Raw genomic sequence first — 19,399 nt, forward strand, 5'->3', positions numbered from 1 at the left:
TTTTACATGCATGACGAACTTTCCAGAAGGTTCTCCATCCGGGGCCGCCCCGTCATGGATCTTTCGCGTAAAGCGGCCGTTACATCAATTCATTCTCCTTCTCAAAAGCCACTTTCTTTTCATTATCAAACGGAATATGGGTCTCATCTTCCTTCGGCTTGACCTCACGGAATGCGATGGCACCGGCGGCAATATACAGCCCTGCTGGAATGAACATCAGGAAGATCGATGGAGGAAAACTAAGGACTCCCACTCCAATCATTATTCCACCGAATACTTTATTATTCATGCGATTGGCAAGGCACCCGACCACGAGTCCCCCAACCTGCACCAAAAGGAAACCGATCGTCAAGAAAACGGTGATCATTCCTGCATCCGAGTCACCCTCATCGAAGAAGGCCCACCCCAAGAATAATCCAAAAAAGGACATACAGATTCCGAGAAGCCCTCCGATTAATCCTAATAAAAATTCTGGTAATCTCTTCATTTCCCTTCACCTCTCCGCACCGGTCTTGTTGTTTCATTACATTTGATCTCTCTTTTTCCCATTCTCTTACTCCTTCTATGTTGTTTGTGAGATTTGATGCCCTCCAGATCTCGGTCACAAATCCCTAATTATGTAAGTTTCTCATATCTTTACCCAGGTCGGTAGCTACTTAATCCCTAGGAGGAAATTCTTAGAACATTTTTTCGTTGTGGTAGTTCCTTTTTGAATTCTAAAGGTTCCCCAGCCGAAAAAGAGAACCCCTTTACACTCCCCCTGTTTTTCCCCATGCTGCCACAAAAGACACGGCCATCAGAATGAATACGATCCCAAATGCCATCACCCGCTCTTTCCTCACGAGTGAGATCAAGGCATACCCCGTGAACGATCCGGTGTACACGAGGTCAAAGATGCCTCCACCCGTGACCCATGACAAAAGCACTCCCACCAAACCGATGAAAAACAAAGCCCTTTTAATATAAACCGTTCCTTCCAACCATGGGGGTCCTTTCACCTTCCAGGTTCCCAATAGCTCTGTGACCCCTATGTCCCGGTATGGTATGTTGTCATCGAATTTTATGTACACCGGCTGAAGATACGGCGCCGCTCCGTCGAGTGACTGCTGCCCCCAGCAAAACGATTGCCCATTGATGGGCAGGACGTTGAATAGGACAGGATCTTCTTCGTCCTCATAAGCAGGCATCAAAGGCAGTTCCGCATCTTTTGAGAAGACGATGCGTCTTCCCTCTGTCCTTCCAAAATAACGTTCCCAGTACAGCGTGGGAACATCGCTGCCAAAGAAGCGAAGAGGCTGCCGCTTCTGAATATTCGCCATGCTTGTATCGACGGGGATCCATCCCTCCCCTTCAATGTAGCACTCATTCCAGACATGGGCGTTCATCTTTCCGTTTGCCCAGCTTCCCACGATGGTCCGTGCCGGCACCCCTGCCGCCCGGCACATGGCCGTAAACAGGAAGGAGAATTCCCCGCAGTCGCCCTTTCCCGTCTGAAGAAATGATGCCACACCCCTTTCGGAAGGGGGATAAACGTAACGGAACCCCTTGACGATGTGCATGAAGATCACCCGTGCTTTTTCCTTCGGATCCGTCAAATGACCCGTCAGCTCCTGTGTCTTCTCCTTCACCTCATCTATAGAAGAAAGCGTCGTATCCCTGAGGTAAAACAGACGCTCCCCAGCAGACAGCTCCTGTTGATCCGGCGTGTATTCGCCTTGCTCAAAGGTGACTTCCATTTCCGTCCCTTCTTCAAGAACAAAATAACCAAGCTCTTCGCCCGTGGGAAGGGCAGTCACCGTCTTGGGTTGCTCCCCTGTCACTACTGCACCTGAAGGAATCACCATCCAAAGGGAGAGTGTCGGGCACACTGAATTTTTATACGCATAACGAACATGGAAACTCTTCATCTTTTCATCAGTCCCTTTACAGTATCCTTATACGTTACCATTCCAGATTTCTTCCCATTCTCCTCCCAACTCTTTCAAGTTCCGCAGGACTTCCCTACCGATTCGGTAAAGTGTAATGCAAGTTGGTTGATATCCACATGGAAGAGGCGTAATCTTTCTCTCTGCTAACACGTTTGAGAGGATGATTGATATGTTGAAAGATGGATTCGTAAAAGTAAATGATGTCAACCTGCACTATGTAACGGAGGGCGAAGGAGAGCTCATGCTGTTCCTCCACGGGTTCCCCTACTTCTGGTACAACTGGCATCATCAGCTCGAGGAGTTCTCGAAGGACTACCGCGTCGTCGCCGTGGATATGCGCGGATACAATCTGTCCGAAAAGCCTGAAGGGATCGAGTCCTATGAGATGTCCACGCTCGTCGAGGACGTCAGACAGCTGATCGAGGCATTCGGAGAAAAGGACTGTACCCTTGTCGCCCATGACTGGGGCGGTGCCATTGCCTGGACATTCGCCTACACCCACCCTGAATATGTGAAGAACCTGATCATGTTCGATGCGCCACATCCGTACACATTCCGCAGGGAGCTTGCCAACAATCCGGCACAGCGTGAAGCGAGCAGCTACATGGGCTTCTTCCAACAGGATGATTCCCATGAGATCCTGCTGGCGAATGACGCCGGACGTCTACGGAAGATGATGACGGAGCCAGGGAAGAAAAAAGGCTATCTGACCGAAGCCGACGAAGACAAATACGTCGACGCCTGGACACAGCCGGATGCCATGAAATCCATGCTTCATTACTATCGCGCCATCTCCTTCTTCCCGTTCGAAGAGCATGTGCAAAAGCCTCTTGACCTGAAGCATGACATGTTTAACGCACCGACGCTCATCCTTTGGGGAGACGCTGATTCCGCCTTTGAAAACAGTAATCTCGATGGCCTCGGAGACTATGTGAGCGATCTGACCATCCACCGCTTCGAAGGTGTCGGACATGCGCCGCAGCACGAGAAGCCTGAAGAAGTAAATGCCTATATGAGGGCGTTCTTGAAGAAGGACTGACTCCAAAGGGCTGTTGTCACCAATTTGGAAATACGTGACGTACGATTCAAACGATGGGAAGGAGTCACCCCTTGAATAAACAAAGACTGAACCCAGTCCTGCTCTACGTAGCCGGCATGGTCATCGGTATGACCATCGGCCTCGTTGTATTTGCTCCCATATTCGAGGATATGGTCCTACGGATCGTCATGGGCATCGTCCTTGGCGTCACGACCGGATGTTTCCTTCAGCCCCTCGCTCCCAAGATCAAGCTATAATCATGAAACGGCGGTCCCTGTACCGCCGTTTTATTTTATTCCCGTACCTGCTTCAATAAGCATAGGGAGTCCTTGTTGCAGCCGACTGAACTTTTTTTGTCACCCCCCTTGAAAAAATACCCAGAATGCGGTTAGATAATAGATAGGTATTTTATATCATGCCATTATACATATCTATAAAAATCTGTATGTACCAAGAAAGGAGCCACCTCTTATGAGTGAACGCACAGTCATTGCCGTCCCGCGCAAAAGCGTCGGACTCTCCCTCGTCCTCACCTTCTTCTTCGGATCTCTAGGAATGCTCTACTCCACCGTAGCAGGAGCCCTCATCATGATTGCCATCGAATTCGTGGTCGGATTCCTGACATTCGGTATCGGCCTCTTCTTCACACACATCGTGTGTATGATCTGGGGAGCCGTTGCAGCAAGTAATTATAATAACCGGGTGTTTGGGCAGTAAAAACACGAGTAGGTCACCGCGATATGTGCGGTGGCCTTTTTGCTGGATTTTCTCCTTATCAAAAAGTGTATAGGTGTTCATTGTCATCAAACAAAAAGTGCCCTGTAGGGAGACTATTCACGTCTTTCCTACAGGGCACTTTTTAGGCACTACTTTGCTTATTCCTCTGTACCCGCTTCAGCTTCTTCTTTTAAATCATCCATCGCATCTGGATAAATGATTTCATCAAACTGCTTGCCTGTCGATTTATCCTCGACGGCTACTTTGATCTTGATCTTGTCACGGTCCTTCCCGTCAAATACCTGGTACATCATCCCCGTCATCCCTACTGTGATGGAGGCAAATGCATCCATGCTGTTTTTGTAGGATTCCTCATCCGTTACCAGCATGGTGAATTCAGTGAAGTCCTTATTGTAGGTGATATCTTCGATGGACTCAAAGCCGTCCTTTGCTTCATCAATCGACTCTTCCATACCCTTAGCCATTTCTTTCATCATCTTTTTATGATCAGCTTTGGACATGACGTATGTCAGGGAGCCGTCATCGTTCTTCTTGACTTCCTTCACGCCTTCTTCCTTCGCCTGTTTTATCATATCATCGACATCTTGCCCTTCGGTGAACTCAGCCGGCAATGTAATTTCCACGTTCAAAAGACCCTTTTTCACTACTTTTTCTTCCTTTTCATCTTTCTTTGTATCTGCTTTCCCGCTGCTGTCAGATGACGAGCATCCCGCCAGCAATAGAGCTAGAACAAGCATGCCCACCGCTAATTTCTTCACATTCCTTCACTCCCTATTTTTGGTTGCATTTTACACACATTGACCATTCTAGAGATTCTGGATAGGTTTGTAAATAGGGACTTTGGGATGATTTCAGCGCTTTACTACGATGCATTCTTACATGGAAAACTACCTGTACTTAAACGCTTATTGCTGCTGATCTGCCCATCACTTTCAGAATAAGTACCCATCCTAAATATCCCAAAAACCCCTTCAAAAAGATGGAAGAGAAGGTTTCGTTTATATAAGGACCGGGGAAAGAATACTAATTACTCTGTTCGTTCTTAAAGGAGGGGATTTTCGTGAACCGGGAAGAAGCACTTGAAAGGCTGGAGGAAGTCGAGTACCTCCTGAAAGAGGTCGAGCACTGCGAGGCGATCATTGTGAAGAGGCGGCGCATGACGGGGATTCTGTTCTTGTTACTGTGGACGATCGGCATCCTGTCACTGTTTTATTTCGTCTTATTACCTGTACTCGATATGCTCTGGATTTCCCTTCATGCGAAATTCTTCCATACAATGGACATCGCCCTCAGCTCGTATCCGTTCATCACCTTCACCATCGTCATCATTCCGACGATCTATAACGGACTGAAGATCTCAAGGGCCAATGAAGCAGCCGTCCTGTCGGCGCAGGAAACCATCAACACCCATTTCTCCCAGGCAGCCGACCTGCTCCCCCTTCCACCCGAGCTGCAGTACTCGGACGAAATCCCCGTCCTGAAGGACTTTTTGTATCTTGAGCAGGCCGACACCATCGAGGAGGCCATTGATATGCGAATCAGTGCCCTTCCCCCTTCCTCTGAGGAGGAAAAAGAAATCACTGTTCCCACCTTGATCGGGCAGTCCGCCCCCCTGCCTGTCAGACAAAAGAAATGAGTGAAGACCTTTTAATTTAGCGGAGGTCTTTTTTTGTTAAAGGCTTTGTTAAAGCTTAATGTTGTTTTTTATTATGACAAAAACACTTCTATTTTTTGTAAGTGTTTTCTTTGGTTTACTAAACTCCAAATTGTTTTAAATGATGGTCAAGGTGCTTATAAATTCCTTTTCCCCATTGCTCAGAAGTAAGTTTCCCGAAAAAAGGATGTGGGTGATTTGCACACTCTTGAGTACCCTTATTTTGAAAATTTATAATTTTTTGTTTTAATTTCTCCTTTTCTGTATCAAATTCTCTTTCATCTACAATCAAAATTGTAGGGATTGTGGACATATTTCGGGGTAATGGCTTGTCATTATAAAAAATTGGTTTCACAAACTTCCCAATTAATCTCCCTAATAAACCTTTCGAAGGAAAAGTGTTTCCCATTGCAATGTCTTGAAAGGATGAACAATGTGCCAGCATTTTTGCAACATCCATAGTGCCCCATTGTGGTTTGGAATTTGGGCTTAAATTGTTGATTCTATTTAGAATTTCTTCTGCGTGCGACTGATTAAAAATATCCTTCATTTTTGTGCCCCCTTTGCATATTTGTTACCACATATCCCTAATTAATTGTTCATCTATACTGCTCCGTTAGTTGAATAAAGAGTATGCTTATTGTGAATTTAAATAACCTCAGTTTATCAAATGTTTCAACAATTAGAATTAAATCCTCTTTTAATTATCATATCATTGACCGTAACTTCGTTAAGTTGATGTTGGATACTTTGCAAGGTAGTTATAAAGGTACTTAGTTGCCACGCCGTTAAATCGCTGTATCCATCTTTTCAGTTTACTGTGATAACTGTTGACGTTTTGAATATGATAAAGACCCTTTGTGCGGACCTTTCCGTCTGATTTGAATTGATAAATGGCCATACATTTGTCAGTAGCGTAGGTTCTGAACTCTCGACAGGAGTCTGTACATAATACATTTTGAGATGACAATTTTTGACCAATGCTTCTATCTATCTGCTCTTTTTTTATTCTCCCTACACCACGAGTTGTCGAAGCTGTATTTTTGTCACGGTCTATTGCTACTAATACACATACCTGTTGCTTGCTGATGCCACGTTTTTTTGCTTCTCCACCACGTTTACGAGGTTTTCTGCCAACGATTTTCTTCTGCCCTTTTTCAGAGTATAGTAAATAGGTCTCGTCCATTTTCAACGATACCTTGAAAATTTGATACTTAAATTTGTTTCAACGCTGATAATAATTTATGTCTCCAGTAAAACAACGTGAGGTGGGTTACCCCTTGGAGCAGCTCGACTTAATTACGAAGGGAATATCCATTAATCATACATTCAATAAATTTAATCCATTTGTTCAGATAAAGGTTTCTATTGAGGGCAGTGTTGGTTAAACAAGTAAAACTGGCAGTACAGGTTTTACAGCGATAACGTTGTTTTATTAGGCAGTGACGGCAGGTATACCCCTGTTTATTTGCCGTTCAGAAAACTCTTGTAAAGTGTTTCCTGTTGAAGATGAGGCAGTGAGAGCATCTATGAGAAATGCTCGCAGTCCTTGTTTTTCTGTTTAGAATATCTGTCGTTCTCATTTTCATCACCAGCCTTTAGTTGTTACCCTCATTGCAGAACGAATGTTCTAAAAATTCAATTATTAACAACAGTCTTTAACATAGCCTTGTTAAAAATAGCTTAGGCACGACTGGATCATCACACCCTAAAAAATGTTCTGCGGTCAAATAAATTGCAATTATGGAGCTGCAAAGAAAGGCGCCTTTTCCTTGTTCCACTATGTCACGGTAAATTTTTTGTTTTACTCCTCAAAAAAGCTCCCTTATACAGGGAGCTTTAATTACTTACCTTTCCCTCATCACCCAACCAAAGTACCCGTCAGAATAATCCGTTGGGTGCCGTCGAGGGTGCAGGTGACGAGGGTGATTTGATTTTTGTTTGGTTGATCGTCCAGGACGTGGGTGTCGGTGGGATCGATGATGGTGGTGCTGTCGATGATGTATTCGTATGTGGTGCTGCCCTGGTGGAGGAGGACCTTTTCGCCGGCTTCGACTTCAGGAAGCTGGCGGAAGTGACGGTCTCCCCTGTACCCCCTGTGCCCGGCGATGGTGAAGTTGCCTTTGCCGGGGGTTTGGTCCGATTTGATCTGGGTTAGGGCGATGCTGAGGTTTTCTTGGGTCGGTTCGGGCAGGACCTTTTCCTTCAGGTCGATGGCCGGGATTTCGAGTTCCAGGACATCCTTCAGCTGATCCTCTGACACCGATAAGTTCCGGACACTTGAGAGATCGACCGGTTCTCCTTCTGCCCGTTCGATAAGGGAAAGGGCCTCTTCCAGAGCGGCTACTTCTTTATCCTTTTGCCATTCATACACGAATGGGATGGAGAGCAGGATGAGTCCGATCAGTACAAGGGACAGTCCTGCCTTTGTTTTTTTCTTCATGGGCTCATCCTCCACTAGTCAGATCACTCTTCGATTCCGCGTTTCCTTCTGGCCGTGATGACGATCGTTCCTGCCGAGATGAACAGGAGACCTGCGTACATGAGGTAGCGCATCCACTCTTCACCGGTGTACGGCAGGGTGTTTTTCGGTGTGCCGGATGGGGTTGAGTCCATCGGGGTCCCGCTTGCAGGTTCGGATGGGCCGGATGGCTTGGTCGGTGTTGTCGGTTTTTCCGGTTCTTCTGGTACAGGCGGCTTTTCTTTGGCATCGTTTTTGACCACGATGGTGATCACGCCTTCTTGCCCTACTTCCACTGTGAATGGAATCGGCTCATCCGATGCGACATAGCCGTCCGGTGCTTTGGTTTCCACCAGGCTGTAGGTGCCTGGCACCAGACCTTCTATATAGGCTTCGCCCTCTTCATCCGTGGCGACGGACAGGAGGATTTCTCCGTTTTCATCGAGTATGTCGAACTCCGCTCCTTGCAGCTTACGATCGGTTTGGCTGTCGACTTTCAGGATTTTCAGGTTTCCAAGGATCATGAGATTTTCGAAGACGATCTCGAGGGTTTCTTGTTGACCCTTAACGATTTCGAATGGAATCGGTTCGTCATCGAGCTCATATCCGTACGGTGCCTGTGTCTCGATCAGCTGGTAGTTGCCCGGCTTCAGTCCGTCGATGAAGAGTTCACCGTCTTCATCCGTCTCGAGATCCTTTGCCAAGACGTTCCCTTCTCCGTCGGTCAGGTCGAACAGGGCGCCCTCAAGGAGGTAGCCTTCCTCATCGATCTTCGTCAATAGTACGGAGCCTGTTGTCAGGTCATTGATGACCTCTACGTTCAGTGCAGTCTCTTGGCCAAGCTCGATCTCAAATGGGATCGGCTCAGATGGGAGGTCATAGCCTGCGAGCGTTTCCGTTTCCACGAACTGATAGCTGCCCGGCTTCAGGTCATCGACTTTGAGCACGCCATTCTCATCGGTGGTCAGATTCTCTGCGATCAAAGTCCCGTCCGTTCTCCACAGATCGAACTTCACGCCTTCAAGTGTGTTGCCCTCTTCCCCTTTTTTCGTCAGGATGACGGACCCTGTGGCACGTTCGTTTTCCATGGTGACAGTGGCAGGGAGTTCTTGATCCGGGTCGAAGACCACTTCCACGTCCACCGGCGTTTCATCAAGTACGTGGCCGAACGGGGCCTTGGTTTCGATGAACTGGTAGTGACCAGGCTTCAGGTTGTCGACGGTGATGATGCCGTCTTCATCCGTGGTCAATCCCTTCCATTCTTCGCCTGTTTCTTTATTTAGGAGTGTGAATTCCGCTCCTTCCAGTGCTTCTTTCTCTTCCCCGACTTTTTGCAGCTGGACCGAGCCGGTCTTCAGCACATTGATGGCCTTCACCTTGGTTGCCGTTTCCTGCCCAAGCTTGATCTCGAATGAAATCGGGCCGGTTCCAAGGACATAGCCATCGATGCTTGCCGTTTCGATGAACTGATAGTTCCCTGGTTTCAGGCCATCGAATTGAATCCTTCCTTCGGCGTTCGTCTTCAATCCTGTTCCGCCTTGGACCGGCTCACCGTTCTCGCGGACAAGGTCGAAGGTGACACCCTCAAGGAGCTTGTCGTCCTCTCCCATTTTCTCCAAAACAACGGAGCTGGTGGAACGCTCATTTTCCTTCGTAATCTTCAACGGTTCCTGCGGATTGAATGGAATCGCAAAGGTCAGAGGGGTTTCATCGAGTACATGCCCCTTAGGTGCTGCGGTTTCCACGAACGAATACGTACCCGGCAGCAGGTCGGTCACGGTGATGATGCCGGACTCATCGGTCTTCAGGTCGGTCTTCACTTCCTTGCCGTTGGCATCAAGGAGCTTGAAGACGGCATCTGCGAGCTTTTCCTTGTCCTCACCCAGCTTTGTGAGTTCCACGGTTCCGCGTTTCAGATCGTTGGTGATGGTGATTTCAAGCGTTTTTTCCTGTCCAAGCTGGATGGTGAACGGATGTACGGGATCTTTGCCCACGAGATAACCATCCAGCGTCTGTTTCTCCACGAGCTTGTAATTCCCCGGCTTCAGATCTTCCACGAGCAGGATTCCGTTTGCATCCGTGGTGAGTCCTTTACGAAGCTCTTCTCCATTTTCTTTTTGAAGGTCGAAGGTGACACCTTCAAGCTTCTTCCCTTCTTCTCCTACTTTGAGGATCCGGACAGATCCCGTCGTCTGGTCATTTTCAAACGTCAGCTTCAGGTGCTCCGTTTGGCCTTTGACGATCTCGAATGTGAGCAGCTCACTTTTCAGATCATGCCCCTTTGGTGCTTGTGTCTCAATCAGTTCATAGCTTCCTGGTCTAAGGTCAATGATGACCAGCTTTCCATCCTCATCGGTTGTCAGATTGTCTCTACGCTCATCCACGTCCACCCCGACAAGCTTGAAGACGGCATCCTTGAGTGTGGTTCCATCTTCACTCACCTTCGTCAACTCGACGCCGCCTCTGATGATGTCATTGGTCACGGTGATGGTGGTGGATTCGGTTTGGTCCTTCTTGATGGTGACCTCATATTCTTTGCCTGATCCTTTGTATCCTTCAGGCGCCTGTGTCTCAACGAATGTGTAGGTACCCGGTTCAAGATCCTTCACGACGATCTTTCCGGATTCATCCGTTTTCAGGTCGGACCTGACCACTTCGCCATTGCTGTTCTTCAGATCGAAGACAGCGCCCGGGAGGACGGACTTCGTTTCTTCATCGATCTTGGTCAATTCCACCTGCTGCTTGATCTTGGTGTTATCCACGGTGATCGTATTGCCCGGCTTGGCATCATCTTTCGGGTCGTACGGCTGATCTATGGTCACTTCCTTGGACTCAAAGCCCTTCAGATAGCCGTCCGGAGCCGATTCTTCCATGAGGGTATAGTCGCCATAGAGCAGTCGGTTGAATGTGGCGATCCCGTCTTCATCCGACGTGGCAGTGGCGATGGTGACGCCGCTAACCGGATCTTTAAGGGAGAAGGTCGCGCCTTTCAACACATCCCCGGTCTCTTTGTCGACCTTCTTCACCTGAAGGCCACCGACTTCCCCGCTTCCGTCACCTTTTCCTCCGGTCCGCTGCACAATGATCGATGCTTCGCCTTTCTTCACATCTTCCCTGGCATTTTCACCTTTGAAGTCGACGGTGTTGCTGACCTTCCCACCGACCTTCTCCAGGATGAGTGATTGATACTCGAGGATGTAAGGGGTGGATACTTCTTCCTTGAAGTCGATCGTGAAGGAATCCGGGTCCTCCTTGAGCGTCAGGACGTAATCCTTTCCTTCCGTCAGCTCCTCCTTCTTCTTCACGTTCCCGTTCGCTTCCACGGTCGTGGAGTAAAGCTTGAAGGAATCCTTGATCAGCATCTGGTTCGGACTTGGGGTATCAAGGATCTTTGCTTTTTGAACGGTGGACTGACCGAAGTTGATGTTGATCTTCCAGTCGATGACCTTGCCGTTCTGCTTGCCTGACTTGGCTGTATACGTGTCTCCGTTCGGAATCGACACGGAGGCATTGAGATCGGTTTCCTTCTTCTCTCCATTGTAGACCGTGGCTGTATTCTTATAGGATGCCTGGACGAGGCCAACATCCTTCACACTAGTCTTGTACGTGATCTTGTATGGAGAGTCGACCGGGTTTTTGAAGATGATCTCGAAGCCCTGCTCCCCCTTGTCGTTATCGATCATCTTGACGGTATACTCGCTCGCCGGCACTCGTTCACCGTCCTTCGTGCCGTTGCCTCCACCTGTGAGATCCATCCGGTACACTGCGATGGAATCCTCCACGAGCTTCTGATTCCCCTGCATGTAATCGACCACGCGGAGCTGATCGAGCTGCTTCAGGTTATAGTTCACGCCGACATTCCAAGTCAGGAGCTTATCGACGGCATTATAGGACCCGTTCTTGAAGCCGTTGAACTGGGTATAGGAATCCGGGGTGAACCGGGAGATGGCCTCCAATGTCCGGTCTTTCCCCTGCTCATCCTTCCAGAACAGTTCGGCTTTGTTCTCCAGATACTTTTTCCCTATATCCGCTCTCTTCTCGTAATCGAAGGCGGTCGTATAGGTGATGCGATGTGAGGTGTTGATATCCTTCAGGAAGACGATTTCAAAGCCATCCTCCACTTCTTCGAGGGTATAGTCCGTCCCTTCGACGAGGGTTTTCCCTTTGGTCTCGATCTTCAATGTATCCCGTTTGAACGTGAGACCCTTATTCGTGAAATCATCCTTGAGGACGACATTCTTCATGAGTTGCTCATCCAGGTTGAAGTTGATCGTCCATGGGATCGTTTTGTCTTTGTAATTCGGTGAGCCGTGGTGCTTGAATAGGATCTGCTGGCCGATCGTCTGGCCTGCATCCTTCCTGATTTCACCCGTCGTCACCTCATTGACGATGTTTTCATTTTCATAGACGCGGTCGATGGCTTTCGTTTGATAGGTGATCTTGTAGGCAGCATCGATATCTTGCTTGAATTGAAGGGTGAACCCACTGCGGTTCCCATCGGATTTGTCCACCACGTCGTAGTTCGTGAACGGGGTGCTGCCGGATTCATTTCCGTTCTCATTGATCGTGATTTCATTGACCGTCAAGGTGTCCTTGAGCAGTTCCTGTGATCCATTGAAGAAATCCTCGAGGACGGCATCCTTTTGGGCGATGTTCTTTTGGTTATAGTTATAACGGACTTCCCACGTGATGAGCTGCTTGGCTGCATCATATCCAACGACACGCTTCTGGAGCGGCTGTCCCCTCTGTACCTTCACAGTGGCTTCTGCCGATTTCTCCCCGCCATCGGAGATCAAGGTCGCCTTATTCTTGAAGTCGGTTTGATCCTCGTCCGTCACATTCGTTTCGTATACGAGGCGGTAGGCAAGATGAATATCATCATTGAAGTCAATGGCGAAATCCTGACCGCCTGCCGTCTTCCCGATCGTATAGTCACCCGGTGATACTTCTGATCCCAGGGTCGTTTCTCCGTTCAGCTTCGTCTCGAGATGATAGAGCTTGATCGAGCCTTCCTTCAGCTCCTGACCCTCCCGGATCGGATCTTCGAGTCTCGCATTCTTCAAATCTCCAAGATTCTTATTAAAATCGACCGTCCACTTGATCGTTTCGGCATTATAGGCGCGATTCGGCTCCCCTTTCTTGCTGACATCAGCGCCTTTTGATGGATAGTCGATCTCGATTGTAATGGATTCCTGACCCTCGATTGGCGTGATGACAATCGTCTTGTCTTCCGTCACGACGGTCTCTTTATCAAGCTCGGTCCATACTTCCAGCGTTCCTTTGATGTTCGAAAACTGCTCGATAAAGTCCGTGAACTCGACGGTTGCTTCTCCCTGCTTGTTCACGGAGAAATAGCCGACAATCTCATCATTGAACCGCATCTCGGAACGGACGATCTCATCATAGATCTTCAGCTCCGGTGGCATGTTGAACTTGAACACGTCCCCACCCTTATAGCCATGACCATTCTTCAGGGCCCATTCGTACTTCACCGACACAAGAGAGTCGACGGTCGGCTTATCCTGTGGATTGCCTTGGCGGTCTTCGAAGGAAAGGGTCGCTTTGGTGAGGATGTTTTCTGTGATGATCCCATCCACGGCCGCGCTTTTCTTCACATCTTCTTTCTTTTCTTTCTCGTCCTCTTCTTTCACTTCCTCTTTGGCCGGTGCATCGGCTTCAGCGGTCTCGTCCTCGACCGTCTCCTCTTTCACCGCATCCTCTTCGGCGGGGGCCTCAGCTTCAGGCTCCTTCACCTCTTCGTTCACAGGTGTCTCCGTTTCTTCTTCCGCAGGAGGTTCCACTTCCTCTACTTCACTCACAACGGAAATGGAGATTTCCCCTTCCGCTTCAGGATGCTCGGCTGCCGCTTCATTGAACACTACGTTCAGGCCTTCCCCATCAGCCGTATATCGACCGATGGCCTCATCACCGGCGAGAAGCTCCCCTCCCTGGGCTGCTTCCACCTTAAGCGGTTCCGGGATTTCTTTGTGATAAGGTTGATCGGCTGTAACCGTTGAACCCTTGAGGGTCCAATGGATGTTCATGCTGGTAATGTTCTGTGTCCCATCGTTCTGTACGGATTCTCCCCCATCGGTCAGATATTCGACCGTTTGAAAGAGATCCTCTGCTGTTCCTTGTGCCTGCGCTCTAGGTGAAAAGATCCCTGTGGCCAATGTCTGGAGTATGAGCATGACAATCAGTGAAACGGATAAGCTTCTTTTCATCTTCCCCATCCTTTTTTGTGTAATTTTCCTTTCTTGCCAACAATCAGGACGTGACGTGGACATCACCTGAGCGGATGAGCATTCAAACGAGTAGAAAAATAGGTTTGATCAGAGCATGGTTCTTCAGGAATATGTATTCGTGCTGACCGCTTTTCCGAAAGCAGACGGGAAAGGCGGCAATATGATCCAAGCGAGTGATCTGTACGCACATCAGGAACCCACCATCCAAAAATCATCAACATCCATCTTATAAACGCCTTCAAAAACAAGTCAATGGACTCAACAAAAGCTCTCAAAACTCCTAAACAATCAACAAATACAGACGAGCCACCCGACAAAATACGATAAAAAGAACATAAATCACCTCATTTTGTTCTTTATAAAGAATTAACTAGATGCTACCATCCGGTTATCCGTATTGTCAATGTTGTTTGTGGATTGATTTTTGTTGGAATATAAATGGGAGTTTGATATGGGGGAAATGAGGAGTTTTCGAGGCAAAGGATATAAGTACAAGCCTTACACGGGAAATTTCAAGAATAAAAGGAGACGAATCTATGAAAACTGCCAAATGGCTGCCTTCACCTCGATAAGGTTTCTTACACAACCATGTTTTTTACATACCTTTCTCCAAAACAGCTCACAACAAAAAAACCTCGAATGGCGTTAGCCAATCAAGGTTCCCAATTTCAATAAATATATTTACAAAATGTTATTAACTTCTATAGTAAGTTATATCTAACATCAACTTTAAAATATCTCTAGAATCTTCTCTTTCCATATTATCAGCAAATCTAGAAATTCCTCTGTTTCAATTTTATTCTCACAATGTTCATCAATTCGGTAATGATGTTCAGCAATTGTGAAGTCTTTTTTGATCATTACACTTGTAGCATTTAATGTGATTTCAAAGTTTTCATTTATCCCTTCAAGAACATTCTTAACATACCCTATATACTCATCGGCTTCTTCTTCTGATGTAATATCTTGAATGAAATCCGAAAAAACACTTAATTCCTCTGGTAACACGAGCATTAGATCACCAAATGGATCTTCCTTAAATTCATATAAGTACTTCATATATCCGCGTCCTTTATTATTTTTTATACAATGGATAAGCTGTAGCTATTGAGCCATCTTTATTCAAGTACATTTCTATTTTTATTCCTGAAGATGTTACGCCTTTAAACTTATTAGGCCCTACTTGTTTTTTATTATCAAAAGCTTCATCTATAGCTTTTAGAACATCAACACGATTCCATTCCTTTGGGAAGAAGGTCGATTTGGCTACTTTCTCAACCCCATCAATATCAACTTTAGCTCGATAAACGCCATTTTTATCAGGGATACTTTCACTCCCTTGAATAATCTTTCCACCCCTCATGCTCTCATGATGATATCCTACTGCTTTTCCACGTCTATTAATTTCACCGTGATAAATATGTTTCATTGTTTGATTATTATATTTCCCCTTCCCACTAAACCGTACAATCGTATCCTTAGCCTTCCCAACTATCTCACGGGCTGACTTACCAATTCCCTCGGTTATCTCTCCAACCGTCTTCCCTGGTACATGACCAACGCCCTCCAACACCGGATCAAATCTATTTAGTTGGCCAAATACATTAAAGTTTAAGCTGAGTTCAATGTTCTTCACATTTTCCGCAGTCTGCTTCAAATATGCCGATGTTTTAGCAATTGGTTCCTTAATAACGATGTTGTAGCTGGCTTGTGCCATTTTCTTGAGGACGGCGGGGTTGAGGACGTTTTTGGTTTGTTTGATTACCTCGGCTCCGTTCTCGATGAGTTTAAGAGCTTTCAGGCCCTTTACTCCCATTTTCCCTAGGAGAACCACGCCTTTGGCTGGTGGGAACAGGGTGGCAAGGGTCATTCCGGTGGCCATGGCGCGCTGCCAACCGGTGATTTTTTTGCCGGTGACGGGGTCGTATTCGGCGAAGATCCGTTCTGCATCGTATACGCCTAAGAGTTCGAGTCCAAACTCTCCGGTTTTATCCCAGCCATTTTTGTCTGCTTCCAGGATTTGAGCCCGTGTGAGCATGACGCCCTCTTGGAGTTCATCGAGTTTGGATTGGTATTTCTTCATGTGGTGTTCAAGCTCTGCTTGTACGTCCTTGATTCGCCCAGTATTAGCCTGAGTGATACCAACGAGGAAAGAGCTGAACGTCCAACTCAGTTTACCCAGGGCATCGTCCACCTTGTCTTCTGATTTCTGGATGCCATCGGCCAATTCCTTTAACTGATCAGGATCGACTTTGATCTCTGTCATTTCAGCTCCCTCACTTTCTCAAAGAGCCGATCGATTTCGCTATTTATTTCAGCCATGAGTTCCCTATGAACATCATACACAATCTGCTCCGTCTGGTTCAATTCTTCCACTAACGAATCATATGCTTGTCGGGTTTTACCGCTCCATTCACTGGAATAAGTCTGATTAGTCTGGCGAAAGAGCCCCGCACTGTCTTCAAATTCTATGAGAGCTTCCCTAACATTCTCAAGATTATTGGTCAGGGCCGCCGCTTCGGCTAAATATTTACTCCGCTTCAGCTCACGTTCCACTTCTTTTAAGACGTCTAAGATAACAAGCCCTCCCTTTTACAGTATTCTTCCAATTCTATTCTACTGGAAAATCACTACCAATTGAATCCCACCGAAAATTCAGTTTTTATTTTCCATAAAAGGTTTTATTCTGGTAATATAAGGTGAGAAACGACGGAGAAGGATGACCCGGTTCAACCGTCCCCTGTTGTGAAGATAGTAGACAACCAGATGATCCTTGAGGATTTACATATATTTTGAAAGCTTAGGAGGAAGTGCAATGGCTCGGCGCAGACGATTGAATCGAAGGGGAAAGATTGCGGTGGGGCTTTTGGTTGCCTTGACCGCGGCTCTGTTCTTCTTCCTGGGGGGAAATGGTAAGGAAGAGTCGCAGAAACCTGTGAAGTCGGCTTCTGCTGGTGTGGTAGAAGAAAAACCCATTCTTGAAATAAGTGATCTTTACCTGACATTTGACGACGGTCCGTCTGAGGAGTCGGGTCGTCTTCTTGATATCTTGAATGAATTCAATATGAAAGCCACCTTCTTCATGCTCGGGCCCCATATGGAGAAGAATTCCGAGGTCGTCAAGCGGATGAAGGAGGAGGGATTCGGCCTTGCCCTTCATGGTACTTCTCATCAAACAGAGGAAATCTATAGCGCACCTCTGGCACCGCTTCATGAAATGGTGGAAGCGCAAGCCATCCTTGAGGAACAGACGGGGGTGAAGTCCTCTCTCATCCGCCTGCCCTATGGGAGCGTTCCTTACCTGACGGTGGAAATGCGCGGGAATCTGTCACAAAAGGGGTTCCGCATTTGGGACTGGGACATCGACAGCCGTGACTGGGAGCTGAAGGATGAGCGGTTTATCCAGCACACGATGGAACGGATCGAGCATATGATTGCGGCAGGGGAAGCACCGGTCGTCCTCCTGCATGACCGGCCAGAGCTTATTGATTATTTGCCTGAACTTCTTACTTTCATCAGGGATAAAGGATACAAAACGGGTATTTTGACCGAAGAGATGCAGCCGGTGACGTTTCATTGTGAGGGACGGTGTCATGCTTATGTGGCAAGTGAGGGGTAAATTGAACGAACCGAACGGAGGCAGTCCGTTCGGTTCGTTTTCATTCTAACAAGTTACTTCCCAGGTTGTGTTTTTCCGAGCTTTCTCCCCTTTATAGAATACAGTCCCCTGACTGAATACATGTAAAGGAATGAATGCATATCATGATCACCTTACTCTCGACCACCTACATCGTCCAGTCTGGAGATACCTTGTATAGCATTGCAAGGCGGTTCGATGTGACCGTAGCCCAACTGAAGGAATGGAATGGGCTGCCGACGGATACCATCCACGTCGGGCAGGTACTCGTCGTCAGCGCCACTCCGGAATCCGATCGTCCCCTTACGACCTATACGGTCAAAGCCGGGGACACGCTCTACAGCATTGCGGGGCGTTTCGGGATGACCCTTGATGAAATCATGAGCCTCAATCGCATCACCGATCCGAGCCGCATCCAAGTGGGACAAGTCCTTCAGGTGTATGACAACAGCGGGGAACCCGCTCCCGAGCTCACCACCTATGTCGTCCGAGCCGGCGATACCCTCTACAGCATTGCACGGCGCTTCGGCATGACCCTCGTTGAAATCATGAGTCTTAATGGCATTGCCGACCCGAGCCGCATCCAGATCGGGCAGGTCCTTCAGGTGTATGACAATGGAGGGAATGGCGACACACCGGTGCGCGTGACAGCTAGTCAGCTGAACGCGATCGGCTGGTCCTACAATTATCTATCTGACAGCATCCTCGCTGATCTGAATCTCTGCCTGGAGCGCTTCCAGATCACAACCAAATCCCGCTTATGCCATTTCCTGAGCCAGTGCAGCCACGAGTCCGGCGCCGGCCGCTATACAGCCGAAATCGCTGACGGCTGGGCATACGAAGGCAGGCAGGATCTCGGGAACATTTACCCGGGTGACGGGCCGAAGTTCAAAGGCGGAGGGTACATCCAGCTCACCGGGCGCTATAACTACACCCTCTTTTCACAGTCCGTCGGCGACCCGGAAATCGTCAACCAGGGAGTCTATTACGTTGCCGAGCATTATCCATGGCAAAGCGCGGGCTTCTGGTGGGAACTGAACAATATGAACGCCCTTTGTGATACCAACCCAACGGTGCGTCAGGTCACGCTGAAGGTCAACGGAGGAACCAGAGGGTTGGAAGAGCGGACGAGGTATTATGAGAGATGTGTGTCAATCTTTTAGTTATCGCGATTTTCATAATAATCGAAAGAGAGTGGTCCAACCGACATTGGGACCACTCTCTTTTTAACGATTTCTGCGTTTCGACCTATCCACCGATAAGCATGACCAGTTGATTCACCCCGTCATGGAATATCAGCGCCATGATGAGGAGGACGACCGTGATCAGCGCTCCAACCTCTCTAAGTGACCACTTCCCTGTAGCCAAGGCAGTTGACCTGTTAGCCCCTACAGATAGATCGGCCGGCAAATGATCTGTACCCCCTACCCTTCCCACTTTCAACCATTGCTTCAACTCTTGCTTCATCAGTTTTTGGATATCACTTGGTGTAAGAAAATCAAACTCCTTATCCGTTCTCACATCCTGTAAGGTCTTGTCGAAGAGGCTGTCCATGATGGCATGACTTAATCGACCGGTCTTGGTAAACTCAGTTTCAATAAGAGTAATAGAATGAGTACAATTCTTAAGGATGCTGTTGATCTTAACCCTGGCTTTATTTCTCTTCATAAGTGTTTCATCCAGCACACGCATCCCCC

Annotated in this window: 16 protein-coding genes and 1 pseudogene; 6 read left to right on the forward strand and 11 right to left on the reverse strand. The window is 47.7% G+C overall.

Translation table 11 applies throughout. The annotated features are described in order from the left end of the window. Positions 1–79: 79 nt before the first annotated feature. Both ACNA6I_RS19860 and ACNA6I_RS19865 read right to left on the reverse strand, forming a co-directional pair. Positions 80–487: a hypothetical protein gene (locus ACNA6I_RS19860; RefSeq protein ID WP_053072179.1), complete on the reverse strand. Its 408-nt coding sequence runs from the start codon at positions 485–487 to the stop codon at positions 80–82. Positions 488–749: 262 nt separating this feature from the next. Beyond that, positions 750–1,907: a transglutaminase-like domain-containing protein gene (locus ACNA6I_RS19865; protein ID WP_416314029.1), complete on the reverse strand. Its 1,158-nt coding sequence runs from the start codon at positions 1,905–1,907 to the stop codon at positions 750–752. 181 nt (positions 1,908–2,088) lie between these two features. On the opposite strand from ACNA6I_RS19865, the gene ACNA6I_RS19870 reads away from it, so the two are divergent. From ACNA6I_RS19870 to ACNA6I_RS19880, 3 genes are all read left to right on the forward strand, one after another. Beyond that, positions 2,089–2,967 carry an alpha/beta fold hydrolase gene (locus ACNA6I_RS19870; protein WP_416314030.1) on the forward strand — a complete coding sequence of 293 codons (879 nt, stop codon included), beginning with the start codon at positions 2,089–2,091 and terminating at the stop codon, positions 2,965–2,967. Positions 2,968–3,038: 71 nt separating this feature from the next. Beyond that, entirely contained in the window at positions 3,039–3,224 is a 186-nt protein-coding gene (locus ACNA6I_RS19875; RefSeq protein ID WP_416314031.1) for a hypothetical protein, read from the forward strand. 214 nt (positions 3,225–3,438) lie between these two features. Next, the gene (locus tag ACNA6I_RS19880) at positions 3,439–3,684 is read left to right on the forward strand and encodes a hypothetical protein (RefSeq protein WP_048012464.1); all 246 of its coding nucleotides are present in this window, start codon (positions 3,439–3,441) and stop codon (positions 3,682–3,684) included. Between the two features lie 158 nt (positions 3,685–3,842). Here the strand turns inward: ACNA6I_RS19880 and ACNA6I_RS19885 are convergent, their stop codons facing one another. Next, a complete protein-coding gene (locus ACNA6I_RS19885) occupies positions 3,843–4,463 on the reverse strand; it encodes a hypothetical protein (RefSeq protein ID WP_079514432.1) in 621 nt (206 codons plus the stop codon). Between the two features lie 302 nt (positions 4,464–4,765). Between ACNA6I_RS19885 and ACNA6I_RS19890 the strand changes: the two genes are divergently transcribed. Next, positions 4,766–5,341: a hypothetical protein gene (locus ACNA6I_RS19890; RefSeq protein WP_048012465.1), complete on the forward strand. Its 576-nt coding sequence runs from the start codon at positions 4,766–4,768 to the stop codon at positions 5,339–5,341. Positions 5,342–5,459: 118 nt separating this feature from the next. Here ACNA6I_RS19890 and ACNA6I_RS19895 read toward each other — a convergent pair whose 3' ends face one another. The 7 genes and pseudogenes from ACNA6I_RS19895 to ACNA6I_RS19925 all read right to left on the reverse strand — a co-directional run bounded on the left by ACNA6I_RS19895 (position 5,460) and on the right by ACNA6I_RS19925 (position 16,621). Next, a complete protein-coding gene (locus ACNA6I_RS19895; RefSeq protein ID WP_416314032.1) occupies positions 5,460–5,909 on the reverse strand; it encodes a DUF1569 domain-containing protein in 450 nt (149 codons plus the stop codon). Between the two features lie 49 nt (positions 5,910–5,958). Next, a pseudogene (locus tag ACNA6I_RS19900) lies at positions 5,959–6,905 on the reverse strand (IS1595 family transposase). Between the two features lie 315 nt (positions 6,906–7,220). Then, positions 7,221–7,802 (reverse strand): class D sortase, encoded by a 582-nt coding sequence (locus ACNA6I_RS19905; protein WP_159130137.1) that lies wholly within the window; start codon positions 7,800–7,802, stop codon positions 7,221–7,223. Between the two features lie 23 nt (positions 7,803–7,825). Further along, positions 7,826–14,044, reverse strand: coding sequence for a SpaA isopeptide-forming pilin-related protein (locus tag ACNA6I_RS19910; RefSeq protein WP_416314033.1), 6,219 nt, complete (start codon positions 14,042–14,044; stop codon positions 7,826–7,828). 750 nt (positions 14,045–14,794) lie between these two features. After that, positions 14,795–15,124 (reverse strand): tRNA-Val4, encoded by a 330-nt coding sequence (locus tag ACNA6I_RS19915; protein ID WP_159130139.1) that lies wholly within the window; start codon positions 15,122–15,124, stop codon positions 14,795–14,797. Between the two features lie 16 nt (positions 15,125–15,140). Next, complete coding sequence (locus ACNA6I_RS19920) at positions 15,141–16,331, reverse strand: EndoU domain-containing protein (protein WP_416314034.1); 1,191 nt, start codon at positions 16,329–16,331, stop codon at positions 15,141–15,143. Then, a complete protein-coding gene (locus ACNA6I_RS19925) occupies positions 16,328–16,621 on the reverse strand; it encodes a hypothetical protein (RefSeq protein ID WP_416314035.1) in 294 nt (97 codons plus the stop codon). Before ACNA6I_RS19925 ends, ACNA6I_RS19920 begins: the two co-directional genes overlap by 4 nt. A gap of 259 nt (positions 16,622–16,880) precedes the next feature. Here ACNA6I_RS19925 and ACNA6I_RS19930 point away from each other — a divergent pair, with 259 nt between their 5' ends. Then, positions 16,881–17,684, forward strand: a complete 804-nt coding sequence (locus ACNA6I_RS19930; RefSeq protein WP_416314036.1) for a polysaccharide deacetylase family protein — start codon at positions 16,881–16,883, stop codon at positions 17,682–17,684. Between the two features lie 143 nt (positions 17,685–17,827). Continuing rightward, positions 17,828–18,865 (forward strand): LysM peptidoglycan-binding domain-containing protein, encoded by a 1,038-nt coding sequence (locus ACNA6I_RS19935; RefSeq protein ID WP_416314037.1) that lies wholly within the window; start codon positions 17,828–17,830, stop codon positions 18,863–18,865. An 85-nt stretch (positions 18,866–18,950) separates the two neighbouring features. Here the strand turns inward: ACNA6I_RS19935 and ACNA6I_RS19940 are convergent, their stop codons facing one another. After that, positions 18,951–19,370 carry a hypothetical protein gene (locus tag ACNA6I_RS19940; RefSeq protein ID WP_416314038.1) on the reverse strand — a complete coding sequence of 140 codons (420 nt, stop codon included), beginning with the start codon at positions 19,368–19,370 and terminating at the stop codon, positions 18,951–18,953. Positions 19,371–19,399 lie beyond the last annotated feature (29 nt).

The organism is Rossellomorea sp. FS2 (assembly GCF_047915635.1).
Lineage (GTDB): Bacteria > Bacillota > Bacilli > Bacillales > Bacillaceae_B > Rossellomorea > Rossellomorea marisflavi_A.

Bases quoted from the DNA above. Each gene is read 5' to 3' on its own strand.
- ACNA6I_RS19860 (WP_053072179.1), bottom strand. From the start codon at position 487: ATGAAGAGATTACCAGAATTTTTATTAGGATTAATCGGAGGGCTTCTC.
- ACNA6I_RS19865 (WP_416314029.1), bottom strand. From the start codon at position 1,907: ATGAAGAGTTTCCATGTTCGTTATGCGTATAAAAATTCAGTGTGCCCG.
- ACNA6I_RS19870 (WP_416314030.1), top strand. From the start codon at position 2,089: ATGATTGATATGTTGAAAGATGGATTCGTAAAAGTAAATGATGTCAAC.
- ACNA6I_RS19880 (WP_048012464.1), top strand. From the start codon at position 3,439: ATGAGTGAACGCACAGTCATTGCCGTCCCGCGCAAAAGCGTCGGACTC.
- ACNA6I_RS19895 (WP_416314032.1), bottom strand. From the start codon at position 5,909: ATGAAGGATATTTTTAATCAGTCGCACGCAGAAGAAATTCTAAATAGA.
- ACNA6I_RS19905 (WP_159130137.1), bottom strand. From the start codon at position 7,802: ATGAAGAAAAAAACAAAGGCAGGACTGTCCCTTGTACTGATCGGACTC.
- ACNA6I_RS19910 (WP_416314033.1), bottom strand. From the start codon at position 14,044: ATGAAAAGAAGCTTATCCGTTTCACTGATTGTCATGCTCATACTCCAG.
- ACNA6I_RS19915 (WP_159130139.1), bottom strand. From the start codon at position 15,124: ATGAAGTACTTATATGAATTTAAGGAAGATCCATTTGGTGATCTAATG.
- ACNA6I_RS19920 (WP_416314034.1), bottom strand. From the start codon at position 16,331: ATGACAGAGATCAAAGTCGATCCTGATCAGTTAAAGGAATTGGCCGAT.
- ACNA6I_RS19930 (WP_416314036.1), top strand. From the start codon at position 16,881: ATGGCTCGGCGCAGACGATTGAATCGAAGGGGAAAGATTGCGGTGGGG.
- ACNA6I_RS19935 (WP_416314037.1), top strand. From the start codon at position 17,828: ATGATCACCTTACTCTCGACCACCTACATCGTCCAGTCTGGAGATACC.
- ACNA6I_RS19940 (WP_416314038.1), bottom strand. From the start codon at position 19,370: ATGAAGAGAAATAAAGCCAGGGTTAAGATCAACAGCATCCTTAAGAAT.